The 26,398-nt window shown below is 42.9% G+C and carries 25 protein-coding genes; 18 read left to right on the forward strand and 7 right to left on the reverse strand.

Translation table 11 applies throughout. The annotated features are described in order from the left end of the window. Nucleotides 1-28: 28 nt before the first annotated feature. The 4 genes from LCU_RS01660 to LCU_RS01675 form a co-directional block, all read right to left on the reverse strand. Entirely contained in the window at nucleotides 29-754 is a 726-nt protein-coding gene (locus LCU_RS01660) for an energy-coupling factor ABC transporter ATP-binding protein (protein ID WP_004270501.1), read from the reverse strand. 4 nt (nucleotides 755-758) lie between these two features. Then, entirely contained in the window at nucleotides 759-1,475 is a 717-nt protein-coding gene (locus LCU_RS01665) for an energy-coupling factor transporter transmembrane component T (RefSeq protein WP_054644310.1), read from the reverse strand. 76 nt (nucleotides 1,476-1,551) lie between these two features. Further along, a complete protein-coding gene (gene cbiM, locus LCU_RS01670; protein WP_056966105.1) occupies nucleotides 1,552-2,559 on the reverse strand; it encodes a cobalt transporter CbiM in 1,008 nt (335 codons plus the stop codon). 97 nt (nucleotides 2,560-2,656) lie between these two features. Continuing rightward, on the reverse strand, nucleotides 2,657-3,322 hold the full coding sequence (locus LCU_RS01675; RefSeq protein ID WP_004270499.1) for a Crp/Fnr family transcriptional regulator: 666 nt from the start codon (nucleotides 3,320-3,322) through the stop codon (nucleotides 2,657-2,659). Between the two features lie 232 nt (nucleotides 3,323-3,554). Here LCU_RS01675 and larA point away from each other — a divergent pair, with 232 nt between their 5' ends. From larA to LCU_RS01750, 15 genes are all read left to right on the forward strand, one after another. Then, complete coding sequence (gene larA / locus LCU_RS01680) at nucleotides 3,555-4,829, forward strand: nickel-dependent lactate racemase (RefSeq protein ID WP_056966104.1); 1,275 nt, start codon at nucleotides 3,555-3,557, stop codon at nucleotides 4,827-4,829. A gap of 11 nt (nucleotides 4,830-4,840) precedes the next feature. Beyond that, complete coding sequence (larB, locus tag LCU_RS01685; protein WP_056966102.1) at nucleotides 4,841-5,623, forward strand: nickel pincer cofactor biosynthesis protein LarB; 783 nt, start codon at nucleotides 4,841-4,843, stop codon at nucleotides 5,621-5,623. Beyond that, nucleotides 5,620-6,471 carry a nickel pincer cofactor biosynthesis protein LarC gene (gene larC / locus LCU_RS10135; RefSeq protein ID WP_056966100.1) on the forward strand — a complete coding sequence of 284 codons (852 nt, stop codon included), beginning with the start codon at nucleotides 5,620-5,622 and terminating at the stop codon, nucleotides 6,469-6,471. The genes larB and larC overlap by 4 nt, the downstream gene beginning before the upstream one ends. Next, nucleotides 6,453-6,938, forward strand: coding sequence for a nickel pincer cofactor biosynthesis protein LarC2 (gene larC2, locus LCU_RS10140; RefSeq protein WP_056966098.1), 486 nt, complete (start codon nucleotides 6,453-6,455; stop codon nucleotides 6,936-6,938). The genes larC and larC2 overlap by 19 nt, the downstream gene beginning before the upstream one ends. A 63-nt stretch (nucleotides 6,939-7,001) precedes the next feature. Then, the gene (gene larD, locus LCU_RS01700; protein ID WP_004270477.1) at nucleotides 7,002-7,715 is read left to right on the forward strand and encodes a D/L-lactic acid transporter LarD; all 714 of its coding nucleotides are present in this window, start codon (nucleotides 7,002-7,004) and stop codon (nucleotides 7,713-7,715) included. 20 nt (nucleotides 7,716-7,735) lie between these two features. Further along, the gene (locus LCU_RS01705) at nucleotides 7,736-8,041 is read left to right on the forward strand and encodes a hypothetical protein (RefSeq protein ID WP_004270481.1); all 306 of its coding nucleotides are present in this window, start codon (nucleotides 7,736-7,738) and stop codon (nucleotides 8,039-8,041) included. Nucleotides 8,042-8,065: 24 nt separating this feature from the next. Beyond that, nucleotides 8,066-8,902 carry an ATP-dependent sacrificial sulfur transferase LarE gene (gene larE / locus LCU_RS01710; protein ID WP_056966096.1) on the forward strand — a complete coding sequence of 279 codons (837 nt, stop codon included), beginning with the start codon at nucleotides 8,066-8,068 and terminating at the stop codon, nucleotides 8,900-8,902. Between the two features lie 139 nt (nucleotides 8,903-9,041). Continuing rightward, nucleotides 9,042-10,205, forward strand: a complete 1,164-nt coding sequence (locus LCU_RS01715; protein ID WP_039098712.1) for a cysteine desulfurase family protein — start codon at nucleotides 9,042-9,044, stop codon at nucleotides 10,203-10,205. 57 nt (nucleotides 10,206-10,262) lie between these two features. Beyond that, nucleotides 10,263-10,610, forward strand: coding sequence for a DUF1831 domain-containing protein (locus LCU_RS01720; RefSeq protein ID WP_056966094.1), 348 nt, complete (start codon nucleotides 10,263-10,265; stop codon nucleotides 10,608-10,610). Nucleotides 10,611-10,792: 182 nt separating this feature from the next. Further along, a complete protein-coding gene (mnmA, locus tag LCU_RS01725) occupies nucleotides 10,793-11,932 on the forward strand; it encodes a tRNA 2-thiouridine(34) synthase MnmA (protein ID WP_107504406.1) in 1,140 nt (379 codons plus the stop codon). 280 nt (nucleotides 11,933-12,212) lie between these two features. After that, entirely contained in the window at nucleotides 12,213-13,547 is a 1,335-nt protein-coding gene (locus LCU_RS01730; RefSeq protein WP_004270480.1) for an FAD-dependent oxidoreductase, read from the forward strand. A 255-nt stretch (nucleotides 13,548-13,802) separates the two neighbouring features. Continuing rightward, entirely contained in the window at nucleotides 13,803-14,462 is a 660-nt protein-coding gene (locus tag LCU_RS01735) for a histidine phosphatase family protein (RefSeq protein ID WP_004270482.1), read from the forward strand. Nucleotides 14,463-14,473: 11 nt separating this feature from the next. Then, nucleotides 14,474-15,133, forward strand: coding sequence for a tetratricopeptide repeat protein (locus tag LCU_RS01740; protein ID WP_004270488.1), 660 nt, complete (start codon nucleotides 14,474-14,476; stop codon nucleotides 15,131-15,133). Between the two features lie 3 nt (nucleotides 15,134-15,136). Then, a complete protein-coding gene (recD2, locus tag LCU_RS01745) occupies nucleotides 15,137-17,668 on the forward strand; it encodes an SF1B family DNA helicase RecD2 (protein ID WP_056966093.1) in 2,532 nt (843 codons plus the stop codon). A 42-nt stretch (nucleotides 17,669-17,710) separates the two neighbouring features. Next, the gene (locus tag LCU_RS01750) at nucleotides 17,711-18,922 is read left to right on the forward strand and encodes a GNAT family N-acetyltransferase (protein WP_056966091.1); all 1,212 of its coding nucleotides are present in this window, start codon (nucleotides 17,711-17,713) and stop codon (nucleotides 18,920-18,922) included. 161 nt (nucleotides 18,923-19,083) lie between these two features. Here LCU_RS01750 and LCU_RS01755 read toward each other — a convergent pair whose 3' ends face one another. The 3 genes from LCU_RS01755 to LCU_RS01765 form a co-directional block, all read right to left on the reverse strand. After that, nucleotides 19,084-20,034, reverse strand: a complete 951-nt coding sequence (locus tag LCU_RS01755) for a diacylglycerol/lipid kinase family protein (protein WP_054644295.1) — start codon at nucleotides 20,032-20,034, stop codon at nucleotides 19,084-19,086. A 130-nt stretch (nucleotides 20,035-20,164) separates the two neighbouring features. After that, on the reverse strand, nucleotides 20,165-21,853 hold the full coding sequence (gene rnjA / locus LCU_RS01760; RefSeq protein WP_004270489.1) for a ribonuclease J1: 1,689 nt from the start codon (nucleotides 21,851-21,853) through the stop codon (nucleotides 20,165-20,167). A gap of 4 nt (nucleotides 21,854-21,857) precedes the next feature. Next, nucleotides 21,858-22,070, reverse strand: coding sequence for a DNA-directed RNA polymerase subunit epsilon (locus LCU_RS01765; RefSeq protein WP_004270493.1), 213 nt, complete (start codon nucleotides 22,068-22,070; stop codon nucleotides 21,858-21,860). A gap of 196 nt (nucleotides 22,071-22,266) precedes the next feature. Between LCU_RS01765 and LCU_RS01770 the strand changes: the two genes are divergently transcribed. The 3 genes from LCU_RS01770 to LCU_RS01780 are packed head-to-tail and all read left to right on the forward strand — an operon-like array spanning nucleotide 22,267 to nucleotide 26,276. Further along, nucleotides 22,267-22,752 carry a hypothetical protein gene (locus LCU_RS01770; RefSeq protein WP_039098717.1) on the forward strand — a complete coding sequence of 162 codons (486 nt, stop codon included), beginning with the start codon at nucleotides 22,267-22,269 and terminating at the stop codon, nucleotides 22,750-22,752. A gap of 28 nt (nucleotides 22,753-22,780) precedes the next feature. Further along, complete coding sequence (locus LCU_RS01775; RefSeq protein WP_056966088.1) at nucleotides 22,781-24,520, forward strand: ABC transporter ATP-binding protein; 1,740 nt, start codon at nucleotides 22,781-22,783, stop codon at nucleotides 24,518-24,520. Continuing rightward, nucleotides 24,507-26,276, forward strand: a complete 1,770-nt coding sequence (locus LCU_RS01780; RefSeq protein ID WP_056966086.1) for an ABC transporter ATP-binding protein — start codon at nucleotides 24,507-24,509, stop codon at nucleotides 26,274-26,276. The genes LCU_RS01775 and LCU_RS01780 overlap by 14 nt, the downstream gene beginning before the upstream one ends. Nucleotides 26,277-26,398: the final 122 nt, after the last annotated feature.

A 26,398-nucleotide genomic window follows, 5' to 3' on the forward strand; every position in this document is an offset into this window, starting at 1 on the left:
GATTAACAGTAACTACAACACACTCTCTTTAGAGTAATGCTAAAGTTCGTTGCAGTTCCGGTTCTTGTTCAAGTTTTGCGAGTGGTAAGTCATGGGTCACTTGATGGTCTTCATTAAAGACGACCACCCGTTTAGCGACTTGTTTGACTTGAGCCAGGTTGTGGCTTGCAATTAAAATCCCTTTGCCGGCTTGATTGAGTTGTTGGAGCAAGTGGATAATCAGCGTTTGGTAGGCGGCTGATAGGCCGTTGAATGGTTCATCGAGCACAATTATTTCAGGATTCATCGTTAGCACACTGCCCAAAGCGACGAGTTTTTTTTCGCCACCGGAAAGTTGATAAGGGACGCGATCAGCTAAGTGTTCGATTTGTAACAACGCGAGGCAATCGTCAACGCGGGTTTGCACTTCATCTGGGGCTAAGCCCATCTGTTCTGGACCAAAAGCGAGTTCGGCGCGCACCGTTTCGTTAAATAATTGAACGTCACTATTTTGGAACACAAAGCCGATTGCGCGGTGGAGGGCAGTCGCCTGTGCAGGCTTTTTGAGGAAGCGGGCATCGACAAGTTGGTCTTTAAAATAATATTGGCCTGCGCTGGGCTGAATCAAACCGTTAATTAATTTAAACAGCGTCGATTTTCCGGAACCATTAGGCCCCATAAACGCGACGGCCTCGCCTGCATCGATGGTAAGAGAAATATCGTTAAGGCTGTCGGTTTGCGTATAGGCGTAGTGAATGTGTTGCAAATTCAGCATCTGATTACCTCCGAATGAAATAGAATAGGCAAAATAGCCCTAGATCCCAGCTGATTAAGCGCCAGTCGTAGCGATTCACTGTTAGCGGCGTCCGTCGGGTGACTTGTCCGGTGTAGCCCCGGAGAATCATCGCATCGTATAAAGCGGTAATGTAGTTGCGGGAACTTAAGTAGAGGCGGCCAATCAGTGAACCGACTAAATTTTGTCGTTGGTGGCTTTTACCAGTTGAGCGTAGCCGAATTGCCCAGAGGGATTCTTGTAAAAATTGGGCGAGCAAGTGGCTGTATTTCAGACTAATTTCGAGTGTCAAAATGAGCAGACTGGGGAGTCTTAATTGACGTAAAGCAACAATAAAAGCGGGCCAAGTGATCGTCTCGAGAAAGAAAGCAATATTTAATAACATGATTTCAGTCCGTACGATAAATAAAAGCGTTGTGGCGACTTGGCCGAGCCAAAAATTCGGTAGAATTAATAAAATCGCAATGATACTGATATCACCGACGCGTTTAAAAAGCGGCCATAAATGCTGGCTTGGTAAGCGGCAAATTCGAATTAACGTCAATAAACCAATCAACCAAATTAAAAGTAGACTATGGGTTAACACGAGAATGATGAGTGTCACCAATAAACTAATCAGTTGAATACCAGGCGTTTGATGGGCGGTTAAAGGTTGAGGCTTTGTTTGATTAAAGCGCCGCAGCAAACGATCACTAAAGCACAAATTTTGAATTAAAAAACGGTCGAATTGCGCGACCGTTTTGGGCGTAGCTTCCGTTGTTTGAAGCCAAGTTGGTAATTTAGGATTGAGTTGAATAATGATTCATCACCAGTTTTCCGATAAGATAAAAAACAATGACGGCTGTTACCGCTGATAAGATGTAGCCAAGTGATAATGGAACGCCAGCAACTGTGTAGTCACTAAAGAGGGCATTAAAGTTTAAGCCATGGGCCATACCACTTGGTAGACTGTGACCTAGGTGATCATGTTTGAGTTGTGTAACGAGTTCGCTTGCGCTCCATTCGCCCCAAGCAGTACCACTAGCTAATAGGCCAATCGGCGATAAGATAATCAATAGGCCGATGAAACTGTAAAGCGCGCGATGTAAACGACGGCTGGTTTGTGGATCAACTGTTTGACGTGGTGCAACGAACAGTTCGTTAGGTGCAACCCGGCAAATGAATTGATAAACGGCGAGGGTAAAGCCGGCTTCAACCCAACCAGCGACTAATAAATGAGCGAACAACATGGCTGGAATTGCAATGTGTAACGGATAAGGGGCATACATGGGTTGGCCAGCTGCGTTATGCGCAACGAGTGGTTGCAGACCAAGTTCAATACCGGCCATTAATGCGGCGGCATTAATCCCGAGATATGCGCCAACTACGACTCCCACTTTGGGCTGGTGTGCTTTTTGGAATAGTCGATAGAGACTATAGCCGACAAATGGCATGATAATGGCCATGTTGAAAATATTGGCACCGAGTGCGAGAATCCCACCATCACCAAATAAAAAGGCCTGCATGATGAGTGCAATCGTTACCGCTAGACTAGCGGCGTACGGCCCAATGAGAATCGCTAATAGGGTTGCACCAACAGCATGGGCGGTTGTACCGCCAGGAATTGGCACGTTAAACATCATCATCAGAAACGATAGTGAAGCGGAAATCCCTAACATGGGTACCGTTTCTTTTTTTTCGGTGACTTGGTATTTAACTTTCTTGAGTGCCAAGCCAATGACTGGAATAGCGGCCGCTGCAAGCACGGCACACGTTTGGGGACTTAAATAATTATCTGGAATATGCATACATAAAAACCTCCGCTGATTTGTTCTCGACTATTAAGGCTACGCGTCTCATAGCCGTTTTCAATCACGAATCATGTTTACATATGTTAACAAATCGCTAATTGGCGATATTATCAAGCAAGTAACTGACATCTTTGATTAAGAATTTATGCTCGGTGGTTTCAATCACGCCGTCTTTTTTGAGTTGGTTGAGCATGCGATTGACACTACTGCGCGAGCTAATTCCGCAGAAGCCGGCAATGTCTTCGTTTGTAACGACGAAGTCAATCAGGATGCCATCGCGGCGTTTCTTACCAAAGAGATCAATTAAGCTGTATAAGAAGGCACACAGCCCGCCGTTTTTACCGTTCATTACCATTTTTTGCAAGCGATAAATATTCTCGGATAATTTTTTACGATAGTAATTTTTAACGTAATTCTGTAACTCGGGGGTGGCATTCACGTAGTTCCAGAAGGTCACGCGGTCAATCTGATAGAAAGTTGCTTCCTCTGTTTCAACGCGAACGTTAAACGGTTGATCCGTATATTTTGAAATTTCATCCCGTAAAAGTGAAATGACATCCGGCTGGGTAATGTAAGAGAGATTGAATTCACGACCGTCTTGTAAAATGATCGAGTTTTTAATCACGCCTTTTTTCAGAATATAAGTATACCGTTCTTCCAAACCGTGGTACGTCAAGTATGTGTGCTTCTTTTTGGTAATCACTGGGACGTGACGTTCCTCTAAAAAGTTAATTAAAAATTCAATGTCTGTTAAAACCATAATGCATCTGCCTACCCTTTGTGCTGATTTATTATATCTGCTAATCATTAAATAACTTTAATCTAAATTATACGTCTTGAAGACTATAAAGTTGTTATCATTTGTTACACCTAAAAGTAATAATGAAATGTTGTTCATAAATTATACCGCATCCTTTTCAGAAAATCTGTATAACTATGGACGTAGCTTTAAAAAAGCATTCAATCAGCATTGAGAAAGGAAGTCCTATAGTTTGGTAGCCATTAAATTACCTTACGATCAAAAAATTATCACGGCTAATATTGCAGACGCGAATTTTGCCGGGAAGCTTGTTTCACAAGCTGCTACGTATCAAAATCCAATGAGCGAAGCCGAAACGGTTGAAAAATCATTGGACAATCCCATTGATAGCCCTAAGTTAGAAGAGTTGGCTAAAGGGAAAAAGAATATCGTGATTATCAGTTCTGATCATACACGACCAGTTCCTTCACATATCATCACGCCGATTTTACTAAGCCGGATTCGTTCTGTAGCACCAGATGCACGGATTCGGATTTTAGTTGCGACTGGGTTCCATCGACCATCAACGCACGAAGAATTGGTTAACAAATATGGTGAAGAAATCGTTGCAAATGAAGAAATCGTCATGCATGTTTCAACCGATGACAGCTCAGTTGTGAAAATCGGTCAATTGCCATCAGGTGGCGATTGCATTATCAATAAAGTCGCTGTTGAAGCTGACTTATTGATTTCTGAAGGCTTCATTGAATCCCATTTCTTCGCTGGTTTCTCAGGCGGGCGGAAGTCTGTTTTACCGGGTGTGGCTTCATACAAAACAATTATGGCCAACCACTCAGGTGAATTCATCAATTCCCACTATTCAAGAACCGGGAATTTAATGCATAACCCAGTCCACAAAGATATGGTTTATGCCGCTAAACAAGCTGGGCTTGAATTCATCTTGAACGTTGTTTTAGATGAAGACAAGCACATCATCGGTTCATTCGCCGGTAATTTAGAAACAGCGCACAAAAAAGGCTGTGACTTCGTTGAAAGTTTATCAGAAGTCGACAAGATCGATTGTGATATCGCCATTTCAACAAATGGTGGCTATCCACTTGATCAAAATATTTACCAAGCCGTTAAAGGGATGACTGCTGCTGAAGCGACGAACAAACAAGGTGGCGTGATTATCATGGTCGCTGGTGCACGTGACGGGCATGGTGGTGATGGGTTCTATCACAATATTGCTGACGTTAAGGATCCTAAAGAATTCTTAGACCAAGCAATCAATACACCACGGCTTGAAACGGTCCCTGATCAATGGACATCACAAATCTTGGCTCGGATTCTGGTCCAACATCATGTGATTTTCGTGTCAGATTTGGTTGATCCACAATTAATTACAGACATGCATATGGAATTGGCAACCAGTTTAGATGCAGCGTTAGAACGGGCCTACGAGATTGAAGGGGCAGATGCCAAAGTGACAGTGATCCCTGATGGTTTAGGGGTTATTGTGAAATAACAATAGAAAGAATGAGTAGTTTGGACACAACAAATGAGCTACAACAGCTTTTAGAAGCTGTTGCAAACCAAAAAGTCAGTGTGACAGAAGCAACAAAGCAACTGGCACATGCGCAGACCATTGATGATTTAGGCTTTGCCAAGGTTGATTTAAGTCGGCAAAAGCGCAATGGCTATCCGGAAGTGATTTATGGCGCCGGTAAAACGGCGGACCAAATCATTGGCATCATTGGTTCGTTAAAACGACATGCCGAAAATATTTTATGTACGCGAGTTTCCCCAGAAAAGTACGCTGCGATTCAAGAAGCGGAACCGACAGCAATGTACTATGAAATGGCGCAATGTGTAGTGCTGATGGTTGACCCACTACCAACCACGGATCACTATATCGCCGTTGTCACAGCGGGGACTTCCGACATGGCAGTGGCCGAAGAAGCGGCGGTCACTGCAGAAGTATACGGTAATCAAGTTAAACGAATCTATGATGTTGGTGTGGCGGGCATTCATCGCTTGTTTGAACATTTGGATGAAATTCGCCAAGCCCAAGTTGTCATCGTGGTCGCCGGTATGGAAGGGGCCTTAGCCAGTGTGGTTGGTGGGTTGATCGAAAAACCTTTGATTGCCGTGCCAACCAGTATTGGCTATGGCACTAACTTTGGCGGACTAACAGCGCTGATGACCATGCTCAATAGTTGTGCGTCCGGGATTACCGTCGTCAATGTCGATAACGGCTTTGGTGCGGGCTACTCAGCAAGTATGATCAATCATTTAAGTGACACGGAGGATGACAAATGAGAACTCTTTATTTAGACGCATTTTCAGGAATTAGTGGGGACATGTTCATCGGCGCTTTGCTCGATTTAGGGGTTGATTTCAAACAGTTTGAAACAGAATTAGCTAAGTTGAATGTCCCTGGCTACCACCTACATGCAGAACGGATTGCTAAAAGTAGTATTTATGGCACCGATTTTGACGTCCATTTGCCAGAAGCCATGCACAAGGATGAAGGTTTTATTGAAACAACACCGGCACAGCATCAACATCCGCATACACACGCAGCTGGCCATGCACACACGCATCAACACGCAAATGGACACACGCACAGCCATGGTGATGACGTCCGACATTTAAAAGACATTGAAGCCATCATCGATCACAGTGATTTAAGCGATTATGTTAAAACGAACGCCAAACAAGTTTTTACAGAAATTGCGCAATCAGAAGCGGTCGTTCATGACCTACCATTAAGTGATGTTCATTTTCATGAAGTTGGGGCGCTTGATTCAATCGTCGATATTGTTGGAGCGTTTGTCGCCCTCGAATTATTGGCAGTTAATCAAGTCTATTCATCCGAATTAACGGATGGGAGTGGCTTTATCAAAGTCGCGCATGGCATGATGCCCGTACCAGTCCCCGCTGTGATGCAAATGCGCGTCGGTAGTGCGATTCCAATTAAACAAAACCCAGACTTGCAGACCGAATTGATCACGCCAACTGGGATGGGGATTGTCAAAACGATTGTCGACCAATTCTGTCCAATCCCAGACGATCAAACGATCATTAAAGTCGGCTATGGTTTTGGTAATCGGGAAACACCGCAACTCAATGCATTACGCGTGATGTTGTGCGAAAAAAAAAACTAAGCCAACAGGTTGTTAAAACCGATACCGATCAGATTTTAGTGTTGGAGGCCAACATTGATGACCAGTCAGCAGAAAGTTTAGCGCCGGTTTTGGATTTATTGATGGACAATGGGGCGCTCGATGCCTTTTTCAGTCCAATTCAAATGAAGAAAAATCGGCCCGCAATTAAGCTAACGGTCATGATTCATCCAGCCGATCAACAAGCCATGACTTATCTGATCTTAAAACACACAGCAACTGTTGGTGTGCGTTACCAGACGATGGGGCGCACCATTATGCCACGTCATTTTATCACTGTAGCCACGCGCTTCGGCGATATTCGGGTCAAAATCGTGAACTATGACGATCTCGAAAAATATAGTCCAGAGTTCGACGATTGTCTAGCTGCCGCCAAGGCGCATGACGTGGCACTTAATCAAGTTTATCTTGCTGTTTATCAGACTATGCCCGAGTCGGGTCTATCCTGATGTAACGCGTTAAAGCTATCAAAATTTAGATATTAAATCGTTATTATTTGGAGGAATTTATTCATGATTCATCAGTTATTAGCAGAATTCATGGGCACAGCGCTCATGATCATTTTCGGGGTTGGGGTTCACAGTGATGAAGTCCTCAAAGGTTCAAAGTATCGTGGCTCAGGTCATTTATTTGCCATTACAACATGGGGGTTTGGGATTACAGTTTCATTATTCATCTTCGGAGATGTTTCAATTAACCCAGCCATGGTGTTAGCACAATGTATCTTAGGCAACGTTTCATGGGCAATGTTTATCCCTTACTCAGTTGCTGAAGTCTTGGGCGGGGTTGTCGGTGCAGTTATCGTCTATATCATGTACGCTGATGAATTTAAAGCATCAGAAGGCAATGTCGATCCTGTTGCGGTTCGTAACATCTTCTCAACAGCACCTGGTATCCGGAATTTACCACGGAACTTCTTCGTTGAATTTTTCGCAACATTTGTTTTCATTTCATCAATTATCGCCATTACACAAATCAAGACACCTGGGATTGCACCAATCGCAGTTGGGTTACTTGTTTGGGCAATTGGGATGGGGATGGGCGGTCCTACCGGATTCGCAATGAACCTTGCGCGTGATATGGGTCCTAGAATTGCTCACGCGCTTTTACCAATTAAAAATAAAGCCAACTCAGATTGGCAATACGGGATTATCGTGCCCGGAATTGCACCATTTGTTGGTGGTCTATGTGCCGCACTCTTTATGCGGAGTTTCTTTGGCATCTAATTTAATCGGAGGAATCAACCATGCGTGAACAAATTAAACAAACGCAAAACATGATGGTCGACTTATTCGAAGTCGCTGCTCATGCCTCACAACCGGGGACAATCTCAACCAGTTTAATTGAAGCGCAACAAGCGCTTTTAACAGCAGAACAACTTTATGGTAGCCTTGATGACGCGCAACAAACCGCTAGTCAATCAACTTTCAAAAACTTTGTTGATAGTGCCGCGCATTTAAACTTGATGATCGTCAAGAGTTTAGATAACAACGATTTGGTGTATGCCGATCGGATTCAAAATGAATTAACAGCTTTAAAACAATTAATCTAATGATATAGAAAGAAGTCTTTAACAATGAATACATTATCTGAAAAAAAAGCAATGTTAACTGTCAGTTTACAACAAATGGAAAAAGTGATTGTTGCCTTTTCTGGTGGGATTGATAGCACATTAGTTTTAAAAATGGCTTTAGAAACACTCGGCAAAGAAAACGTCTTAGCAGTCGTTGCTAACTCAGAATTATTCACAGACGAAGAATTTAACAAAGCCATCGACTTGGCACATGATATGGGCGCGAATGTCGAAACAACAACATTGAACTACTTATCTGACGAACACATTGCCAACAACACACCAGAAACATGGTATTACAGCAAGAAGATGTTCTATACACAATTGAACCAAATTGCTGCTGAAAAAGGCTTTGACCACGTTTTAGATGGGATGATCATGGATGATAACAGCGACTTCCGTCCAGGTTTACGGGCCCGTGACGAAGCTGGCGCAGAAAGTGTCCTTCAAACAGCTGGTTTTTATAAGATTGATGTCCGTCAATTAGCAAAGGCATTAAACTTAAATAACTGGAATAAAGTAGCGAGCTGTTCAGTTTCTTCACGCTTTCCATATAACACAGCCTTAACTGAAGCCAAAATTGCTCAAGTGATGCAATCTGAAAAATTCTTGCGTGATTTAGGTTTTGCAACGGTTCGTGTTCGTTACCACGAATCAATCGCCCGGGTTGAAGTCCCAGAAGCACAAATTGCTGACTTCTTAACCCACAGCGAACAAATCAACCAAGCATTACAACAAGCTGGTTTTGAATTTGTAACGGTTGATTTAGCTGGTTTCAAGAGTGGCCGGATGAATGAATCATTAACAGCAGATCAAAAAGCAGCTTTAATGACTGCTTAATCTGAGATTAAGTGTTTTAAAGGCTGGGACAAGGTATCTTTGTCCCAGCCTTTTTTGGTAGCGAAAAGTGTTTATCCGTGCTTTAAAAGCGAACTATGTTAAACTATTATAGATACTTTTTAAAATGAGGCGAAAAATTGTGAAACATATTTATTTAGATAACGCGGCAACGACACCCATGGCCCCAGAGGTCATTGCGACGATGACCGAACAGATGCAGGCCGATTTCGGGAATGCATCGAGCACCCATTATTTTGGGCGCCAAGCCCACACGGTGTTGGATACCAGCCGCCATACTTTGGCACAGAGCATTCATGCGAAAGATAACGAGCTTATCTTAACGAGTGGGGCAACCGAAAGTAATAACACGGCAATCCTTCAGACAGCCAAACTGCGTGCTAAAGAAGGCAAGCGGATTATTACAACGGCAATTGAACATCATTCCGTTTTAAAACCGATGGCCTATTTAGAAACGCAAGGGTTTGATGTGATTTACTTACCCGTCAACGAACAAGGGGTGATTGATCTCGCAGATTTGAAGGCGGCTTTAACGCCCGAAACGATTCTAGTATCGATTATGATGGGCAATAACGAAGTCGGCAGTCATATGCCAATTCACGAAATTGGTGAACTTGTCCGCGACTCAAACGCCTGGTTCCACACAGATGCTACGCAAACGTATGGCCTATTAGATATCGATGTGCAAGCTGACAATATCGATTTACTGGCAGTTTCAGCCCACAAGATCAATGGACCTAAGCAAATCGGCTTCCTCTATGTCAACGACGCGATTCATTTACCATCATTTGTCCTAGGTGGCGAACAAGAAAAGAAGCGCCGCGCAGGGACTGAAAATGTGCCCGCTGTAGCTGGTTTTGCGAAAGCAGTTGAATTATTGACCCCAGCGGTTAAAGCAGACCTACAAGCACGGTATGCTGGATTCAAACAGCAATTACTAGCTGATTTAAAAGCCAACGACATTGATTTTGCGCTGAACGCAGAAGGAGCTGATCAAGTCGGGCATGTTGTGAACCTCTGGATTAAAGGTGTTTCAACCTATGTCTTGCAGATGAATCTTGATTTAGCAGGCTTTGCAATTTCAGGTGGTTCGGCATGTACTGCTGGCGATTTGGAACCCTCACACGTGTTGATCGCGATGTATGGTGAGGATAGCCCGCGCGTTGCCGAAAGCATCCGGATTAGTTTTGGTCACGAAACATCGAGCGAAGACGTCGCTGCTTTTGCCGAAGCGCTCACGAAGATTGTGAAACGCAATTTAGCAAAGCAAGCCGCTAAGGGGTAGGCAGCGTTTACGTGCTTGTGCTAAAATAGACTTATTCAGTGTATGGAGGTTAGGCAGATGGCTTTATTAAAAACAACAGCAACGGTTTTGGGGAGTACGGTGCAATATCGACTCAATCCCGCCGTTAAAAAATACACATTAAGAGATGTTGGCTTTGTGCCCACAAACAATGGTAACTTCCAGATGGAACGGCCATTAGATCCTAATTCACCATTTAACAGTGCGATTAAGTTGAAGATGACAATTGGTAAAGAGTTACAGACGTTGAAGATGTCTGTCACCTCTCCAGATGGCTTACATCCAGTCGATATTTTCAAGAGTGAAAAGAATGCTGAAAACGTCGAACAATTTAATTTTATTATTGCTAACTTAGTGGCACATGAAGTGTTAATTAAAGAAGGCTAAATAACGTTTTAAGAGCGGTTTACCAGGAGTTTGATAGGTAAACTGCTTTTTTTACGTTTAACTTATGAAAAGTGAGTGTTTTAGTTTGAAATATTAACCAAGATTGCTATAATGTTAAGTACTGGAATTCACGACCTTCAAATCGTAGAAAACTAGAATCTATTTGAAATGATGGTGATATTGTGGTTGACCACAGTAATACACGAGTCGTCGTTGGTATGAGCGGCGGGGTGGATTCATCTGTCACAGCATTGTTGTTAAAGCAACAAGGATACGATGTGATTGGTGTTTTCATGAAAAATTGGGACGATACAGATGAAAATGGTGTCTGTACCGCAACGGAAGATTATGAGGATGTTGCCAAGGTTGCTTCTAAAATTGGCATTCCTTATTATTCCGTCAACTTCGAAAAAGAATATTGGGACCGCGTGTTCGAATATTTCTTAGACGAATACAAACACGGCAGAACGCCTAATCCAGACGTCATGTGTAACAAAGAAGTGAAATTCAAGGCTTTCTTAGATTACGCAATGGAATTAGACGCTGACTTCATCGCAATGGGCCACTATGCTCAGATTGAACGCGATGATAACGGCATCGCGCACATGTTGCGTGGCGGTGATAGCAATAAAGATCAAACTTATTTCTTGAGCGCTCTTTCTCAAGATCAATTACAAAAATCAATGTTCCCAATCGGTCACATGCAAAAAGCAGAAGTGCGTCGGTTAGCTGAAGAGGCTGGCTTAGCAACTGCTAAGAAGAAGGACTCAACCGGGATTTGTTTCATCGGTGAACGGAACTTCAAGCAATTCTTAGGCGAATACTTACCAGCACAACCCGGTAAGATGATGACGGTCGACGGTCTTGAAAAAGGCACCCATGACGGTCTAATGTACTACACGATTGGTCAACGCTCCGGTCTTGGAATCGGTGGCGGTGGCGAATCCAATGATCCATGGTTCGTTGTTGGTAAAGATTTAGACAAAAACATTTTATATGTTGGTCAAGGCTACCATAATGAATTACTCTATGCTGATCAATTAGATGCAAGTAATATTTCTTGGATCACACCAGTTGATCATGGGACAGATTTCCACGTGACGGCTAAGTTCCGTTACCGTCAACAAGACGTCGGCGTAACCGTCCACATGACATCTGACACAACTGCAACGGTTGTCTTTGATGATCCAGTGCGTGCGATTACTCCTGGTCAAGCGGTTGTCTTTTATGACGGCGCAGAATGTTTAGGTGGCGGCACGATTGACGTGGCTTATAAGGCTGCGAACGATGATGCTGACATGAAAGTATTACAATATATCTAATTTAATCGTTAAAAGTGCTGATGAATTTATATTTATCAGCACTTTTTTTGTGGGTTTGTTCAATAAGTGGTCAACGACCTTTTTTAGAATAAAATCACAATATAACGTTTAAAACATAAGTGGTTATTCGTTTTAGATTGTGAAATTAATTTAATAGCTGGAGGCAATTGACTTTTCGAAACTAAGTGGCGTACAATATAGTTACGTTCTATTTGAGTAATATTTCACAAATTCTCAACGATTAACCGTCGTTTTTTGGATATTTCTAGGAGGTAACATGATGAAAGTAGCAGTTATTGGTTGTACACACGCAGGGACATTTGCAACACAAGCAACATTGGCAGAACATCCTGATTGGGATGTAACGGTTTATGAAACACACGATAATTTATCATTCTTATCATGCGGGATTGCCCTTTGGGTGGGCGGCCATGTAGCCGATCCTCAGAAAATGTTCTATTCAAATCCAGAAATGTTAGCGCAAGCGGGCGCTCACATGAAGATGCAACACACTGTTTTAGAAGCTGACTTAGATCAAAAAATATTACGCGTTAAGAACCTAGTAACGGAAGAAGAAACAACCGAAAAATTTGATAAAATCATCGTCACAACAGGCTCATCACCTGTGATTCCACCAATTGAAGGCATTGACAATCCGAACGTTAAGCTCTGCAAAAACTGGGCGCATGCCAATGAATTGAAGAAGAGCGCCCCAGATGTGAAGAGTGTTATCGTGATTGGTTCAGGTTACATCGGTGCCGAATTGGCAGAAGCCTATGCAACAACTGATAAGCAAGTGACATTAATCGATGCATTACCACACGCACTCGGCAAGAATTTCGATCCTAATATCTCAGAAATCGTGGAACAAGATTACCGTGACCACGGTGTAACCCTCGCGCTTAGCGAAAAAGTGGTCAGTTTCTCAGGGACGGATCAAGTCACTGTTAAAACTGATAAGAACGAATACACAGCCGACATTGCAATTTTATGTGTTGGCTTCCGCCCAAATACTGGCCTTTTCAAAGGGCAAGTTGATATGTTAGGTAACGGTGCGATTTTGACGGATGAATACATGCAAACGTCTGTTAAGGATGTTTATGCAGCCGGCGATTCAGCAGCTGTTCATTACAATCCAACACAAAAAGCAGATTACATTCCATTGGCAACCAACGCTGTTCGCCAAGGCCTTTTAATCGGCCGCAACATCGAAACACCAACTGAAAAGTACATGGGCACGCAAGCAACTTCTGCCGTTGAATTATTTGGTCGCACCTATTCAGGGAGTGGCCTAACAGTTGAAGGCGCGAAAGTGCGTGGGATTGAAGTCGCTACAACAACGTTAGAACAAGATTACCGCCCTGATTTCATGCCATCAACGACACCGGTTTTGATGAACTTAATGTGGGATCCTAAGACGCGTCAAGTATTGGGTGGTTCATTCACAAGTATGTATGATATTGCTCAAGCAGCGAACGTCATTTCAATGGCCATTCAAACGAAGATGACGATTGATCAATTAGCAATGGTTGACATGTTCTTCCAACCAAACTACGATCAACCAGTCAACTACGTCAACGCAATTGCAATGCAAGCTGTCGCAGAAAGTAAATAAAAGAGTGTGTAAGTAAGCGTTCATATTTTGAGGATTAACTGGATTTGGCAAATAGGGTTAACCGCAGAAATATGCCTACTGAAACACGTTTAGAGCAACTAATAGATGAAACCGCTAGGATAAAAAGTATTTTTATCCTAGCGGTTTTTTTGATGGCGTTTTACAGGAAAAATGCTTGCTTTATTAGTCGATTGACTTGAATTTAGGGCGTAACTCTTTCATAATGAAAAGTAAGTTATTTTAAGGAGAGAACGCATGACAACCTTATATTTTATCCGCCACGGTAAGACTGAATGGAATTTGGAAGGCCGCTATCAAGGTGCACGTGGTGATTCACCATTATTAGACAGTAGTTACGTTGAAATTGAAGAATTAGCCACATTTTTAAAGCCCATTCATTTTGATCATTTATATACGAGTCCGTTAAAACGCACACAGGTAACGTCTGCGGCGCTAAAACGAGACTTAGGGCAGGATTTTCCGATTACGGTTGTTGATGCACTCCACGAATTTAATCTCGGTCTAATGGAAGGGATGCGCTTTACGGAAGTCGAAAAACAATATCCGACAATCGTGAAGGCCTTTCGTGAAGCACCAGCGGAGTATGATCCAACTGAAATTAAAGGGGAAACCTTTGAACAAGTGATTGAACGGACAACGCAAGCAATTGACGCGATTGTGAAGGCTGCTAAACCGACTGATCATATTATTATTGTCAGCCATGGGGCAGCGATGGTGGCGATGATGCAGTCCTTACTCAAGACACCATTGGCTCAGGTCCGCAAAGACGGCGGTGTGACAAATTCATCTGTGACCACGATGACAACTGACGATCAAGGAGCATCTTTCAAACTAATTAAGTGGAATGATACACACTTCCTCAGCAAGCAATTATCCGCAACAGATACGATATAGGAGATGATCACGTGCAAGCAATTCTAGCAAAATGGGCCGCTGGCGACCACGAAGCCGCTGTTAAAGATCTCGTACAATATTTACAAGATCACTCAGAAGACATTGAAGCTTACGTTACCCTTGCGACATTTTTAACGACGCTTAAAGATTTTGAACAAGCTGAAGCACTTTTGCAAAAAGCGTTGACGCAATTTCCTAATGAAGCTGCACTGACTTACGCATTAGGAACACTCTATTATCAAGCGGAAGCTTATCAACAAGCGGTACCATTGTTCATGCAGTTGGTGCAAGACTCACAATCAACAGATGCGCAGTATATGCTTGCGCAGACATATCATCAACTCGAACAGAATCCACGGGCATTGGCGTTTGCGTTGACCGTTCAAGAGCAAGAACCAGACCAACTAGACGCCAATCTTTTAGTGGGCGATATTTTAACGAGCTTGGGTGATTTTGATCAAGCACAGACCTACCTTAAAAAGGCATTGACCATTGCACCTCAAAATGGTGAAGTATTATTTAAGTATGGCTTGACGCAACTGGTCTTAGGCGCTGATAGTGAGCCTTATTTCGAACAAGCCAAGCACTATGCACCGGATTATTTTAAAAAGAACAAACAACAGTTAATTGATATTGAAGGTTTCATGCAGGCTAAAAAGCAAAAAGAATAAGGGATGGCGATTGTGGATATAACAAAGACAGACGAAACCAAACCAACAGTCACCGGAACCGTCCAGAGTATTTTCTATGAGAGTCCGGATAATTTTTTTAAAATTCTACTCGTTAAAGTAGCACATAAGACAATTGACTGGCACGAAACAGAAATTGTGGTGACCGGGAGTTTTGGCGACATTAAAGAAGATGAACGATATACCTTCTATGGCAAAGTGGTCACTCATCCTAAATATGGCAAACAGTTTCAAGCCGATAATTACCAAGTGGATCAACCAACGACTAAGGCCGGCTTAGTCGCTTATTTGTCTGGCGAAAAATTCACAGGCATTGGGCAGAAAACGGCCGAAAAAATCGTGGATACTCTTGGAATTGACGCGATTGATAAAATATTAGAGGATCCGACGGCGTTAGAACCATTGGGGCTAAATGCGAAGAAACAAGCACAACTCGTTGAAACGCTGACGATTAATAATGGGATGGAACAGATTATTATTGGCTTAAACAACTATGGTTTCGGGAGCTCGATGGCCTATAACATCTATCAGACCTACCATGAAGATACGCTGAAGATTATCCAAGAAAATCCGTACCAACTCGTGGCTGACATTGCTGGGATTGGCTTTAAACGTGCAGATAATTTAGCGGAGACCCTCGGGTTTGCCGCTGATTCAGCCGTGCGGGTGCAAGGGGCTTTAATGCAAGCGTTAAATGAGTTGACCAATCAAGCTGGGGATACCTATACCCAGGCCCAGCCGTTATTGGCAGCTAGTATTGAGTTGATGGAAAAAGCACGCAATGTTGCTATTGATCCGAACTTGGTGGCTGAACAACTGATGGCACTTGCACATGATGGGAAAGTCGTTGGTGATGAGAATCGGATTTATCCGAATGGGTTATTTAATGCGGAGTGGCAAATTGCGAACCATTTAATGCGAATTGAAAATGAACGCGATCAACTTAGCTATCCTAAACATGATCTAGATCAAGAAATTCGCCACCTCGAAAAACGGTTTAAGATGACATACGATGACGTACAACAAGAGGCGATTAAGCTTGCGATGACTCACCGGGCGTTCTTATTAACCGGAGGACCTGGTACTGGGAAAACGACGATTATTAACGGAATCGTGACATTATACGCTGAATTAAACGGGCTGTCATTAGATATTAATGAGTACAAAGACACGCCGTTTCCGATTTTATTGGCCGCTCCAACAGGTCGGGCCGCAAAACGAATGAGTGAAACAACGGGTTTGCCTGCTAGTACAATTCATCGCTTACTCGGAATCACTGGCCGCGAAAATAATCCAGATGTTTCCGGTAACAAAGAATTGGAAGGCGGCCTATTGATTATTGATGAAATGTCGATGGTCGATACTTACTTGTTTCGCTCATTACTACGGGCGGTGCCCAGTCATATGCAGGTTGTATTGGTTGGGGATAAGGATCAATTACCATCCGTCGGGGCAGGGCAAGTTTTCTTTGATTTATTGCAGAGTAAGGTTATTCCAGCGGTTGAATTACAACGTATTTATCGGCAAGATGACCAGTCAACGATTATTCCGTTGGCGCATGAAATTAATCAAGGCCAACTGCCAGCGGATTTGTTGAAGCCGCAAAAAGACCGCAGTTTCATTCAATGTAATCCGTATCAAATTGAATCGGTGATTGAACAAGTCGTTACTAAGGCCAAAGCGCGTGGTTTTGAAACTAAGGACATTCAAGTGCTAGCGCCGATGTACAAAGGAGCAGCCGGAATTGATCAGTTAAACCCGATGATTCAAAATATCATGAATCCAAAGCTAGATGACCGCAAAAAACAAGTTAGCATTGGTAACGTTCACTACCGCATTGGCGATAAAGTACTCCATCTGGTCAATAGTCCGGAACAAAATGTGTTTAATGGTGAAATCGGGCAGATTACGGGGATTACCTATGCTAAAAAGAGTGCGGACAAGGTTGACGAGATCACCATTGCTTTTGATAGTGCAGAAGTGACCTATAAGCGGAGTGAGTGGCACAAGATTACATTGGCTTACTGTACGTCGATTCATAAGGCGCAAGGTTCTGAATTTGAAATGGTGATTCTACCATTGGTCAATCAATACCAACGAATGCTCAAGCGAAACTTACTGTACACAGCAGTCACGCGGGCTAAATCATTGTTGATTCTGATTGGTGAACCGAGTGCTTTCCAAAAAGCAGCTCAGGAACTTTCGGCCAATCGGCAAACGACGTTAAAAGAACGGATTCAAAGTGTCTTTAACGGTGAACAACTCAGCACCGCCATTAAGACGGCCAGTGTGGGGCAGGCAGAAGCCAAAACAATTGTTGACCAGCCGGCACCACCAAGTGCGCCAGAAACGGCTGTTGATGAACAACTGAACTTAGTGCCAGAAGACGACGACGCAATACAAGAAACGCCAATCAGTTATGTCTTAACACCGACTGTTCTAACGCAACAGCAAGTGGATCCAATGATTGGGATGACCGGGGTGACACCGTACGATTTTATGCCGAAATCAAAATAGTGTATAATAGGGTAAACAACTAACGAAAAATGAGGCGAAACAATGGTTGACCAGCGATCTAATTTAGAGATTAGACCCGTGACAATTGAACATTTAGAACAATTTAATGACTTATTACGGTATGTTTTTCAAGTCACCGATCAGGAAGTTTCTGATAGTGGCTACGAAGAGGGCGAATTAGAACGCGCCAAACGTCCCGTATTAGAAAAATCTGACGTAATCGGATGGTTTAATGGGGACGAACTGATTTCACAATTAGCCATCTATCATTGCTGCGTGAACATTCATGGCCAGGTATTTAACATGGGTGGTTTGACTGGTGTCGGGACTTACCCGGAATATGCCGGTCATGGTTTGATGCATGACTTGGTTAAAGTCGGCTTGAACAAGATGCGTGAGAATAAGCAGTGGATATCGTATTTATATCCATACAGCATTCCGTTTTATCGTAAGAAAGGGTGGGAGATCATGTCTGATCACCTAACTTATGATATTCGTGATAGCCAATTACCTAAGCAACGGCCGGTAAATGGGCACGTTGAACGCCTTGATATTGACGATGAAGACGTGATTAAAACGTATCAACGGTTTGCACTAAAAAATCACGGTGCAATGATTCGTAACGAACTGAACTGGGATGAATATTGGCGTTGGGAAAATGAAGAAGAACGGATTGCTGGTGTTTATTATGATGAAAATGAACAACCCACCGGCTATGTTTTATACTGGATTGCCAACGAAGTCTTCCATATTAAAGAAATGATTTATCTTAATCAAGAAGCCCGGATTGGTCTGTGGAACTTCATTGGCGCGCATTATTCAATGATTGAACATGTCAAGGGTAATCAATATCAGGATGAACCGATTTCATTCTTATTAGAAGATGGTGATATTGACCAGACGATTAAGCCATATTTTATGGCGCGGATTGTTGATGTGCGTGAATTCTTGTTGGCTTATCCGTTTGAAACGGACGGGCAAGCATTCCACATTGAATTGACCGATCCATTAGCTGAATGGAATAACGGTACGTTTGGCGTTTATTGGGATGAACAAGGAAAAGTGCAGGTCACAAGTCGCCCAGTCGGTGAACGAATTCAATGCGACATCCAGACACTAACAACAATGCTGATGAGCTATCGACGCCCATCATACTTGGCAAAGATTGAAAGACTCCAAGCCAACCGACAAGCACTAAAAAATCTCGAGAATATTATTCCAATGGACCAACCATACTTCTCGGATTACTTCTAAAGAAATGAGTGCAATCAAGTTTGGTCAACTTTTGAGCACTAGCCTAACAATGCGAATGATTGCTGAAAGCAATCGGTTGACTTGTGTTGCTAGGCACAGGAACATGATTTGAAGAGCGCGTTAAAAGGCGCTGCCCCCAACTTGGAGGCAGCGCCTTTTATTTATGCTTGCTTCTTTAGCCAAAATGCCTGGCTTTTAAGACTGTAGTGAATATCAAATGTCCGGCTACCAAGTTCTTCACCGTCCATTTGCCCGAATTCTAATGTTTTTGTTTGAATCGCTAAGTTGGTTCCTTCAAAGTGATGCACCGCTTGATAGCGTGTGTGCCGACCAAACAACATCATCACAAAAAGATAGCAAAAGAAAAAGGGATTCAATTTTTCAATCACAATTAAATCAAGTTGATGGTTGTCGACCGTTGCGCTAGGCATGATGGGGACCCCTCCGCCAAAGTAGGGATGGTTAGTGGTGGTCACTAAAAAGCCACGTTTAAAATAATGATTTTGGTGATCAGCCGTGACGGTGACTTCAAACGCATCTTGGTGCATAAAAACTTTAACCAATGAGCTGATGTAAGCTAATGAGCCTAAGTGCAATCGATTTAAAAGTCGTTTATGATTTGAATGATTGGTGGTGCTGACCACGTTGGCATCAAAACCAATCCCCACATTGTTAACGAAGTAGCCATGGTCGTTCTTCGTTGTGTCATGATAATAACCTAAATCGATGGCAGTTGGCATTGTGGCCGACAAGATTTGTTCGAGTGCGGTCAATGGATCACGACTAATCCCGACACCACGGGCGAAGTCATTACCCGATCCACAAGGAATGTAAGCAATCGGAATATCGCCGCGCTGAGCATTCTGGAGACCATTGATGGCTTGATTGAGCGTGCCGTCTCCACCAATAATTAATAAAATTTGATCCGTGTACTTAAACTTTGCAAATTGGAAGGCCAATTGGGTCGTGTGACCTGCGTAGTGGGAGAGTTGAAGGTCATAGTGAATTTGTTTTTGTTTTAATTGAGTTTCAATTTTAGGCCAGATACTCGCTGCCTGACCGGTACCGGCAACTTGGTTTAAAATGATGTAAAAATGGGGATTGGAGGGCATGAACAAGCCGCCTTTCAGAAAAAGTAATCTGTTGTATATTATAGCGGTTTTTACCAAATGTTGACAATAAAAACTTGCATTAAACAATAAAAAAAGCGCCAGGTCATATATTGACCTGGCGCAAAACTTATTATTCTGTACTTTGAATGATCATTGGTAAAATCATTGGGCGGCGTTCTGTTTTTTCAAACAAGAAGTCTTGTAAGCCATCAATGATTGCTTCGCGGACTTGGTTTTCAGTGACCTTGTCGTTAGCGTTAAACGTATTGACGATCATTCGGAAAACTCGGCGTTGGGCTTCGCTAATCAATTCACCTGATTCACGCATGTAGACGAAACCACGGGAGAGGATATCTGGACCAGCGAGAATGTTCTTTTCACCAAGATTGATAGTTGCCACAACAACAACCAAACCTTCTTCTGAGAGCATTTTACGATCGCGGAGCACGACATTGCCAATATCGCCAATTCCGTTGCCATCAACGTAAACGTCTTCGGCGCTAAAGTGACCAGCAACCCGTGCTGAGTCAGAAGTGAGTGCTAAGACGTCACCGTTTTCAAGGATGAAGCAGTTATCAGGTTCCACACCACATTGTTGAGCGAGTTCCGTATGGATTTTTTGCATCCGGTATTCACCATGGCAAGGCATGAAGTACTTCGGTTTGATTAACCGGAGCATTAATTTTTGTTCTTCTTGACCACCGTGACCTGACGTATGAATGTTATTCACTTTACCGTGAATAACTTCAGCACCAGCTTCTGAAAGCTTATTAATCACGTGGTTAACGCTCATTGTATTCCCAGGAATTGGATTACTTGAGAAAACAACGGTGTCGCCAGGTTGAATTGAAATTTGACGGTGAGTCCCATTGGCGATCCGGCTTAGAGCAGCCATTGGTTCACCTTGAGATCCTGTACATAGAATCATCACTTTGTCGGCGGGCAACGAATTTAATTCATTGGCATCAACTAAAGCTTCATCGGGAATATTTAAATAACCGAGTTCACGACCGTTGACAACCGCTGCTTCCATACTGCGACCAAAGACGGCAATTTTACGACCGTTAGCAATCGCAGCATCAGTGGCTTGTGAGACCCGTGAAATATTAGAAGCAAACGTTGCGAAAATAATGCGACCTTCAATGCGTTCCACAATATGGCGGATTGAAGTGCCGACGAAACGTTCTGACTTTGTAAAGTTTGGTACTTCGGCATTGGTACTATCAGACATTAAACATAAAACGCCTTCTTCACCTAAACGTGCCATTTTTTGAAGATTAGGGGAAGGTTGATTACCAACCGGGGTCAAGTCAAACTTGAAATCCCCAGTTTCAACGATTACCCCTTGAGGTGTATGAATCGCAACCCCTAAAGTATCAGGAATTGAATGGGTAGTCCGGAAGAAATCAACACTTGTTTTGCGGAATTTAAGGACGGTATCTTCGTTTAGTTCGTGTAATTCTGTTGACCGCAAAAGGCCGTGTTCTTCTAACTTACCGCGAATCAAGGCAAGTGCCAATGGACCAGCGTAGACGGGTACATTAGGGACTTGTTGCAAGAAGTAAGGTAAACCACCAATGTGATCTTCATGCCCATGGGTAATGACGAGGGCTTTGATCTTTTGTTGGTTCTTTTGAAGGTATTGATAGTCTGAAATAACATAATCGATCCCTAAGAGTTCATCTTCGGGGAATTTAATGCCGGCATCAATCACAATAATTTCGTCTTGGAATTGAACACCATACATATTTTTACCGATTTCACCAAGTCCCCCTACGGCGAAAACGGCGGTTTCGTTATTCTTAATATCGAGTTTCATTTAATTAAAACTCCGTTAATTTAAAATCTTCTGATTCTTGTTCAAAAGCAAGGTGCTTACCAGATAATTCTTGTACAAATTCAATATTGTAGGGAGTATTGTCTTCAACAAGTTGGCGTGCTTCAACGGCACTGTCTGCTTCTAAATAGATCGATTTAGTTGCCTCGCGTAGAGGGCTTTGGGTTTTGTCTGCTTGGAAAAGTACTTTATAAATCAATTGTAAAACTCCTTTATTATTCATCATAGTTTTAAACGAAAGATTAACCGTCCAGGGGTTGATTACTCAACATTTAAGAATATTTTAGCATATCTTTTCGGTAAAGTATACATTGAGCGACGTGCTCTAAATAGCGTGTTTGCCTCGATTCGGTTATAATTATCATATTAGTGAGCAATAGAAGTGGGGGATTGTTATGTTAATTTGGTTGTCAGTCGTTATCATTGTCGCGTTAGCGCTTTTTTTAACCTGGTTGATTAAACGGTTACGCCGACAAAGAGCGACGCGGATTTTACAACACAGTAGTCAAGAAATTGCGGATGAAATTGCAACGGTGGCTTATCAAAAAATGCAAGCGAGTCAGCCGGATTTTTATGCACCGCAAGCCAAACTGGTTTCGAACCTGCCCACTGAAATTTGGGGCAATAATGTGATGGTCTTCGAGTACCAAGTGCCCATCCGACAAACATCGTCTGCACTAAAGGATGTGGCAGCCGCAATTGAGGAACAACTCAATGAAGTGGCTTACGAACGGCGGATTGCCTCCGTCAGTCCGCGTTATCCGGCTTTGCTAGTCACTGATGTGTGGTTTTTGGAAGAACAATTGCATTTTGACGTTGCTTTTATTGTCAATCGCGAAACAATCGAGTATGTTAAAGATATGGCACAGGTAGAAGATTAAATTTGAAGTCTAGAAGGAGTTTGCACCGATGAAATTAATGTGGCGCTATACGATCCGATATAAGAAATTACTATTTTGGAACTTTATTTGCGTATTTGGATTTATTCTAATCGAATTGGGATTACCAACGTTATTAGGACAAATTATTGATAAAGGAATTAATCAACATACCTTTGGTCCTGTGTGGCAATTTGGGTTATTGATGGTTGGAATCTGTTTAATCGGACTAATTGGCTTAATTGGCTTGGCTTATACTGGTAGCAAATTAACCACCAATATCGTCCGTGACATTCGTAACGATATTTTTAAACAAACCATGCAGTTTTCCCATAGTGAGTATGGCGAATTTGGTGTGTCTTCTTTGATTACTCGGACCACTAATGATGCTTTCCAGGTGATGCAATTTATGACCCAAGTGTTGCGGACAGGGTTTATGACCCCGATGATGATCGTCGCGAGTGCTTTCATGATTGTACGGACAAGTCAATCGCTCTCATGGATTGTATTTGCGGCAATTCCAATCCTGCTAACGGGGGTTGTCTTGATTGGTCGCGTTTCTGAACCGATGTCGACGGAACAACAAAAAAATCTGGATGCGATTAATCTGAATCTGCGTGAGAACTTGACTGGGATTCGTGTTGTCCGTGCTTTTGTGCGGGAACAATTCCAGAAATTACGCTTTAGAAAAGTGAATGATGACTACAGTCATAGTTCTATCCGGCTGTTTACGTTGGTGGCTTTAGCACAACCGGGCTTTTCGTTCATCTTTAATATCGTATTCGTTCTAATCATTTGGCAAGGGGCTGTTCAGATTGATGGTGGTCACTTAGCGGTTGGGACGTTGATTGCGTTTATTGAATATATTTTCCACGTACTGTTTTCATTTATGTTATTTGCCAGTGTCTTCATGATGTATCCACGGGCCGCTGTTTCAGCAGAACGAATTGAAAAAATTCTGAATGCGCCAATTAATATTACCGAAAAAGAAGACGGGGTAACAACAACCGACACACAAGGTGAATTGGTGTTTGATAATGTCTCCTTTGCTTATCCAGGTCCGACTGAAAGTCCAGTCGTTCGGGATGTCACGTTCCAAGCGCATCCGGGTGAAACGGTTGCCTTTATTGGGAGTACCGGGAGTGGTAAGTCAACGTTGATTCAATTGATTCCACGCTTTTTTGACGTAACACGTGGATCGATTAAGCTTGACGGTCATGATGTGCGCGACTATCAACTTAAGGCGTTGCGCCAAAAGATCGGTTTTATTCCACAAAAAGCGGTGTTATTTACCGGAACAATCGCGGAAAACTTGCGTTATGGTAATCCGAATGCGACTGATGAAGAATTATGGACAGCTTTGAAAATTGCACAATCAGATACCTTTGTCGCTGAAAAACCAGACGGCTTACAAACTTATTTAGCCGAAGGTGGGAGCAATTTATCTGGTGGTCAAAAGCAACGTTTGGCGATTGCCAGAGCGATTGTCCGCCGCCCCGCGCTTTATATCTTTGATGATAGTTTTTCAGCATTGGATTATAAAACGGATGCGGCGTTACGAGGTGCATTGAAGTCAATCACCAAAGAGGCAACAGTGCTGATTGTGGCACAACGAGTTGGGACTATCATGAATGCTGATCGGATTGTCGTCTTAAACGAAGGTCAAGTGGTTGGTATTGGGACTCACCGCGACTTATTAAAAGATAACGAGATTTATCGTGCGATTGCGGCATCACAGTTATCACAGGAGGAACTCAATGAAGAATATTAGAGAACTTAAACGGCTAATGCGCTACATTGGGCCGTATCAAGTGACATTTTGGCTTGCGATTACCGCAACTGTTATTTCGGTGCTCGCTAATGCACTGTGGCCAGTGATCATGGGACTAGCCATTACTGAAATCAGTCGGAGTTTAGCACAACACGTTGCGATTAATTTTAGTTATATCGCGAAGGTGATTGCGATGATTTTGAGCTTTGCGTTGCTATATCAAGTGACGATGTTTTTAGGCTCGTTTTGGATGACGCGGGCTGTTCAACGGGCGATGCGTGATTTACGGCGCGACATTGATTTGCAAATCAATGCGCTACCCGTTCGTTTTTTTGATTCACAACAACAAGGGAATATCTTGTCACGGGTAACCAACGATGTGGACGCGATTACGAACGCTTTACAACAGAGTTTAATTCAAGTTGTGACATCGATCTTAGGGATCATCACGGCCGTGATCATGATGATTACGATTAATATTTGGATGGCGCTCTTATCATTAATAATGATTCCAGCATCGTTATTGATTTCAAGACGGGTCATTCAGAAATCGCAGCCGTACTTTAGAGGCCAACAAGACACGTTGGGCGAAATGAACGGCTTTGTACAGGAAAATTATGGCGGCTTCAGTGTCTTGAAACTTTACGGACAAGAAGAACGCGCAATTGCTGCTTTTGCAGAAATTACGGATCGGTTAACTGACTATGGCTTTAAGGCAGCCTTTGTTTCTGGCTTGATGATGCCGTTAGTTGGTTTAACGACAAACATGACGTATGCCGGGATGGCAACGTTAGGTGGTTATTATGTCTTGCACGGTGTGATTTCAGTTGGTAATTTACAAGCCTTCATTCAATATATTTGGCAAGTGAACCAACCAATCTCACAGATTACACAGTTGTCTGGTGTGATTCAATCAGCTGCTGCTGCAACTGGTCGTGTATTTGAAATCTTAGATGAGCCAGTTGAAGCAACCGATAATGAAACAGCATCGTTGCCAGCAATCGTTCAAGGTAAAGTTGAATTTGATGATGTCAGTTTCAGCTATAACCCAGACAAACTATTGATTCGCCATTTGAGCTTTACTGCTAACCCAGGTGATAAAGTGGCGATTGTCGGGCCAACCGGTGCTGGGAAGACAACGATGATTAACCTGTTGATGCGTTTTTATGATGTGACATCTGGAACGATTCGGATTGATGGGGTTGACACGAAGCAATTAAGCAAGCAACAAGTCCGTTCCCAATTTGGGATGGTACTTCAAGATGCTTGGTTATATCATGCTTCAATCACCGATAATATCCGTTTCGGGAAACTCGATGCGACAGAGTATGAAGTCGTTGATGCGGCTAAAACCGCTAATGTCGATCATTTTATCCATACGCTGCCAAACGGCTATCAAATGACGATTGATGAAGAAGCAAGCAACGTTTCGCTTGGGCAAAAACAACTATTGACGATTGCCCGAGCCGTGATTGCGGATCCTAAGATTTTAATCTTGGACGAAGCAACTAGTTCGGTGGATACCCGATTGGAAGGTTTATTGCAAAAAGCCATGGAAAAAGTCATGCAAGGGCGAACGAGTTTCGTCATTGCCCATCGACTCTCAACGATTCGCGACGCGGATTTGATTTTAGTGATGGACCATGGTCAAATTGTTGAACAAGGGACGCACGATTCGCTATTAGCGGCCGGTGGTGTGTACGCTAATTTATATAACAGTCAATTTGCCGATACGCCTGAAGCGGCGGAAGCATAAAAAAAGCGTGATTGAAATCTCATTAGAAGATTTCAATCACGCTTTTTTTTATGTGCTTCTTGAGTAGTCTTTACCGTTAAGCCTCAAAGCCTGACCAACTCGAATTAGCACTTCTTCTTCTT

Source organism: Latilactobacillus curvatus JCM 1096 = DSM 20019, from assembly GCF_004101845.1.
Lineage (GTDB): Bacteria > Bacillota > Bacilli > Lactobacillales > Lactobacillaceae > Latilactobacillus > Latilactobacillus curvatus.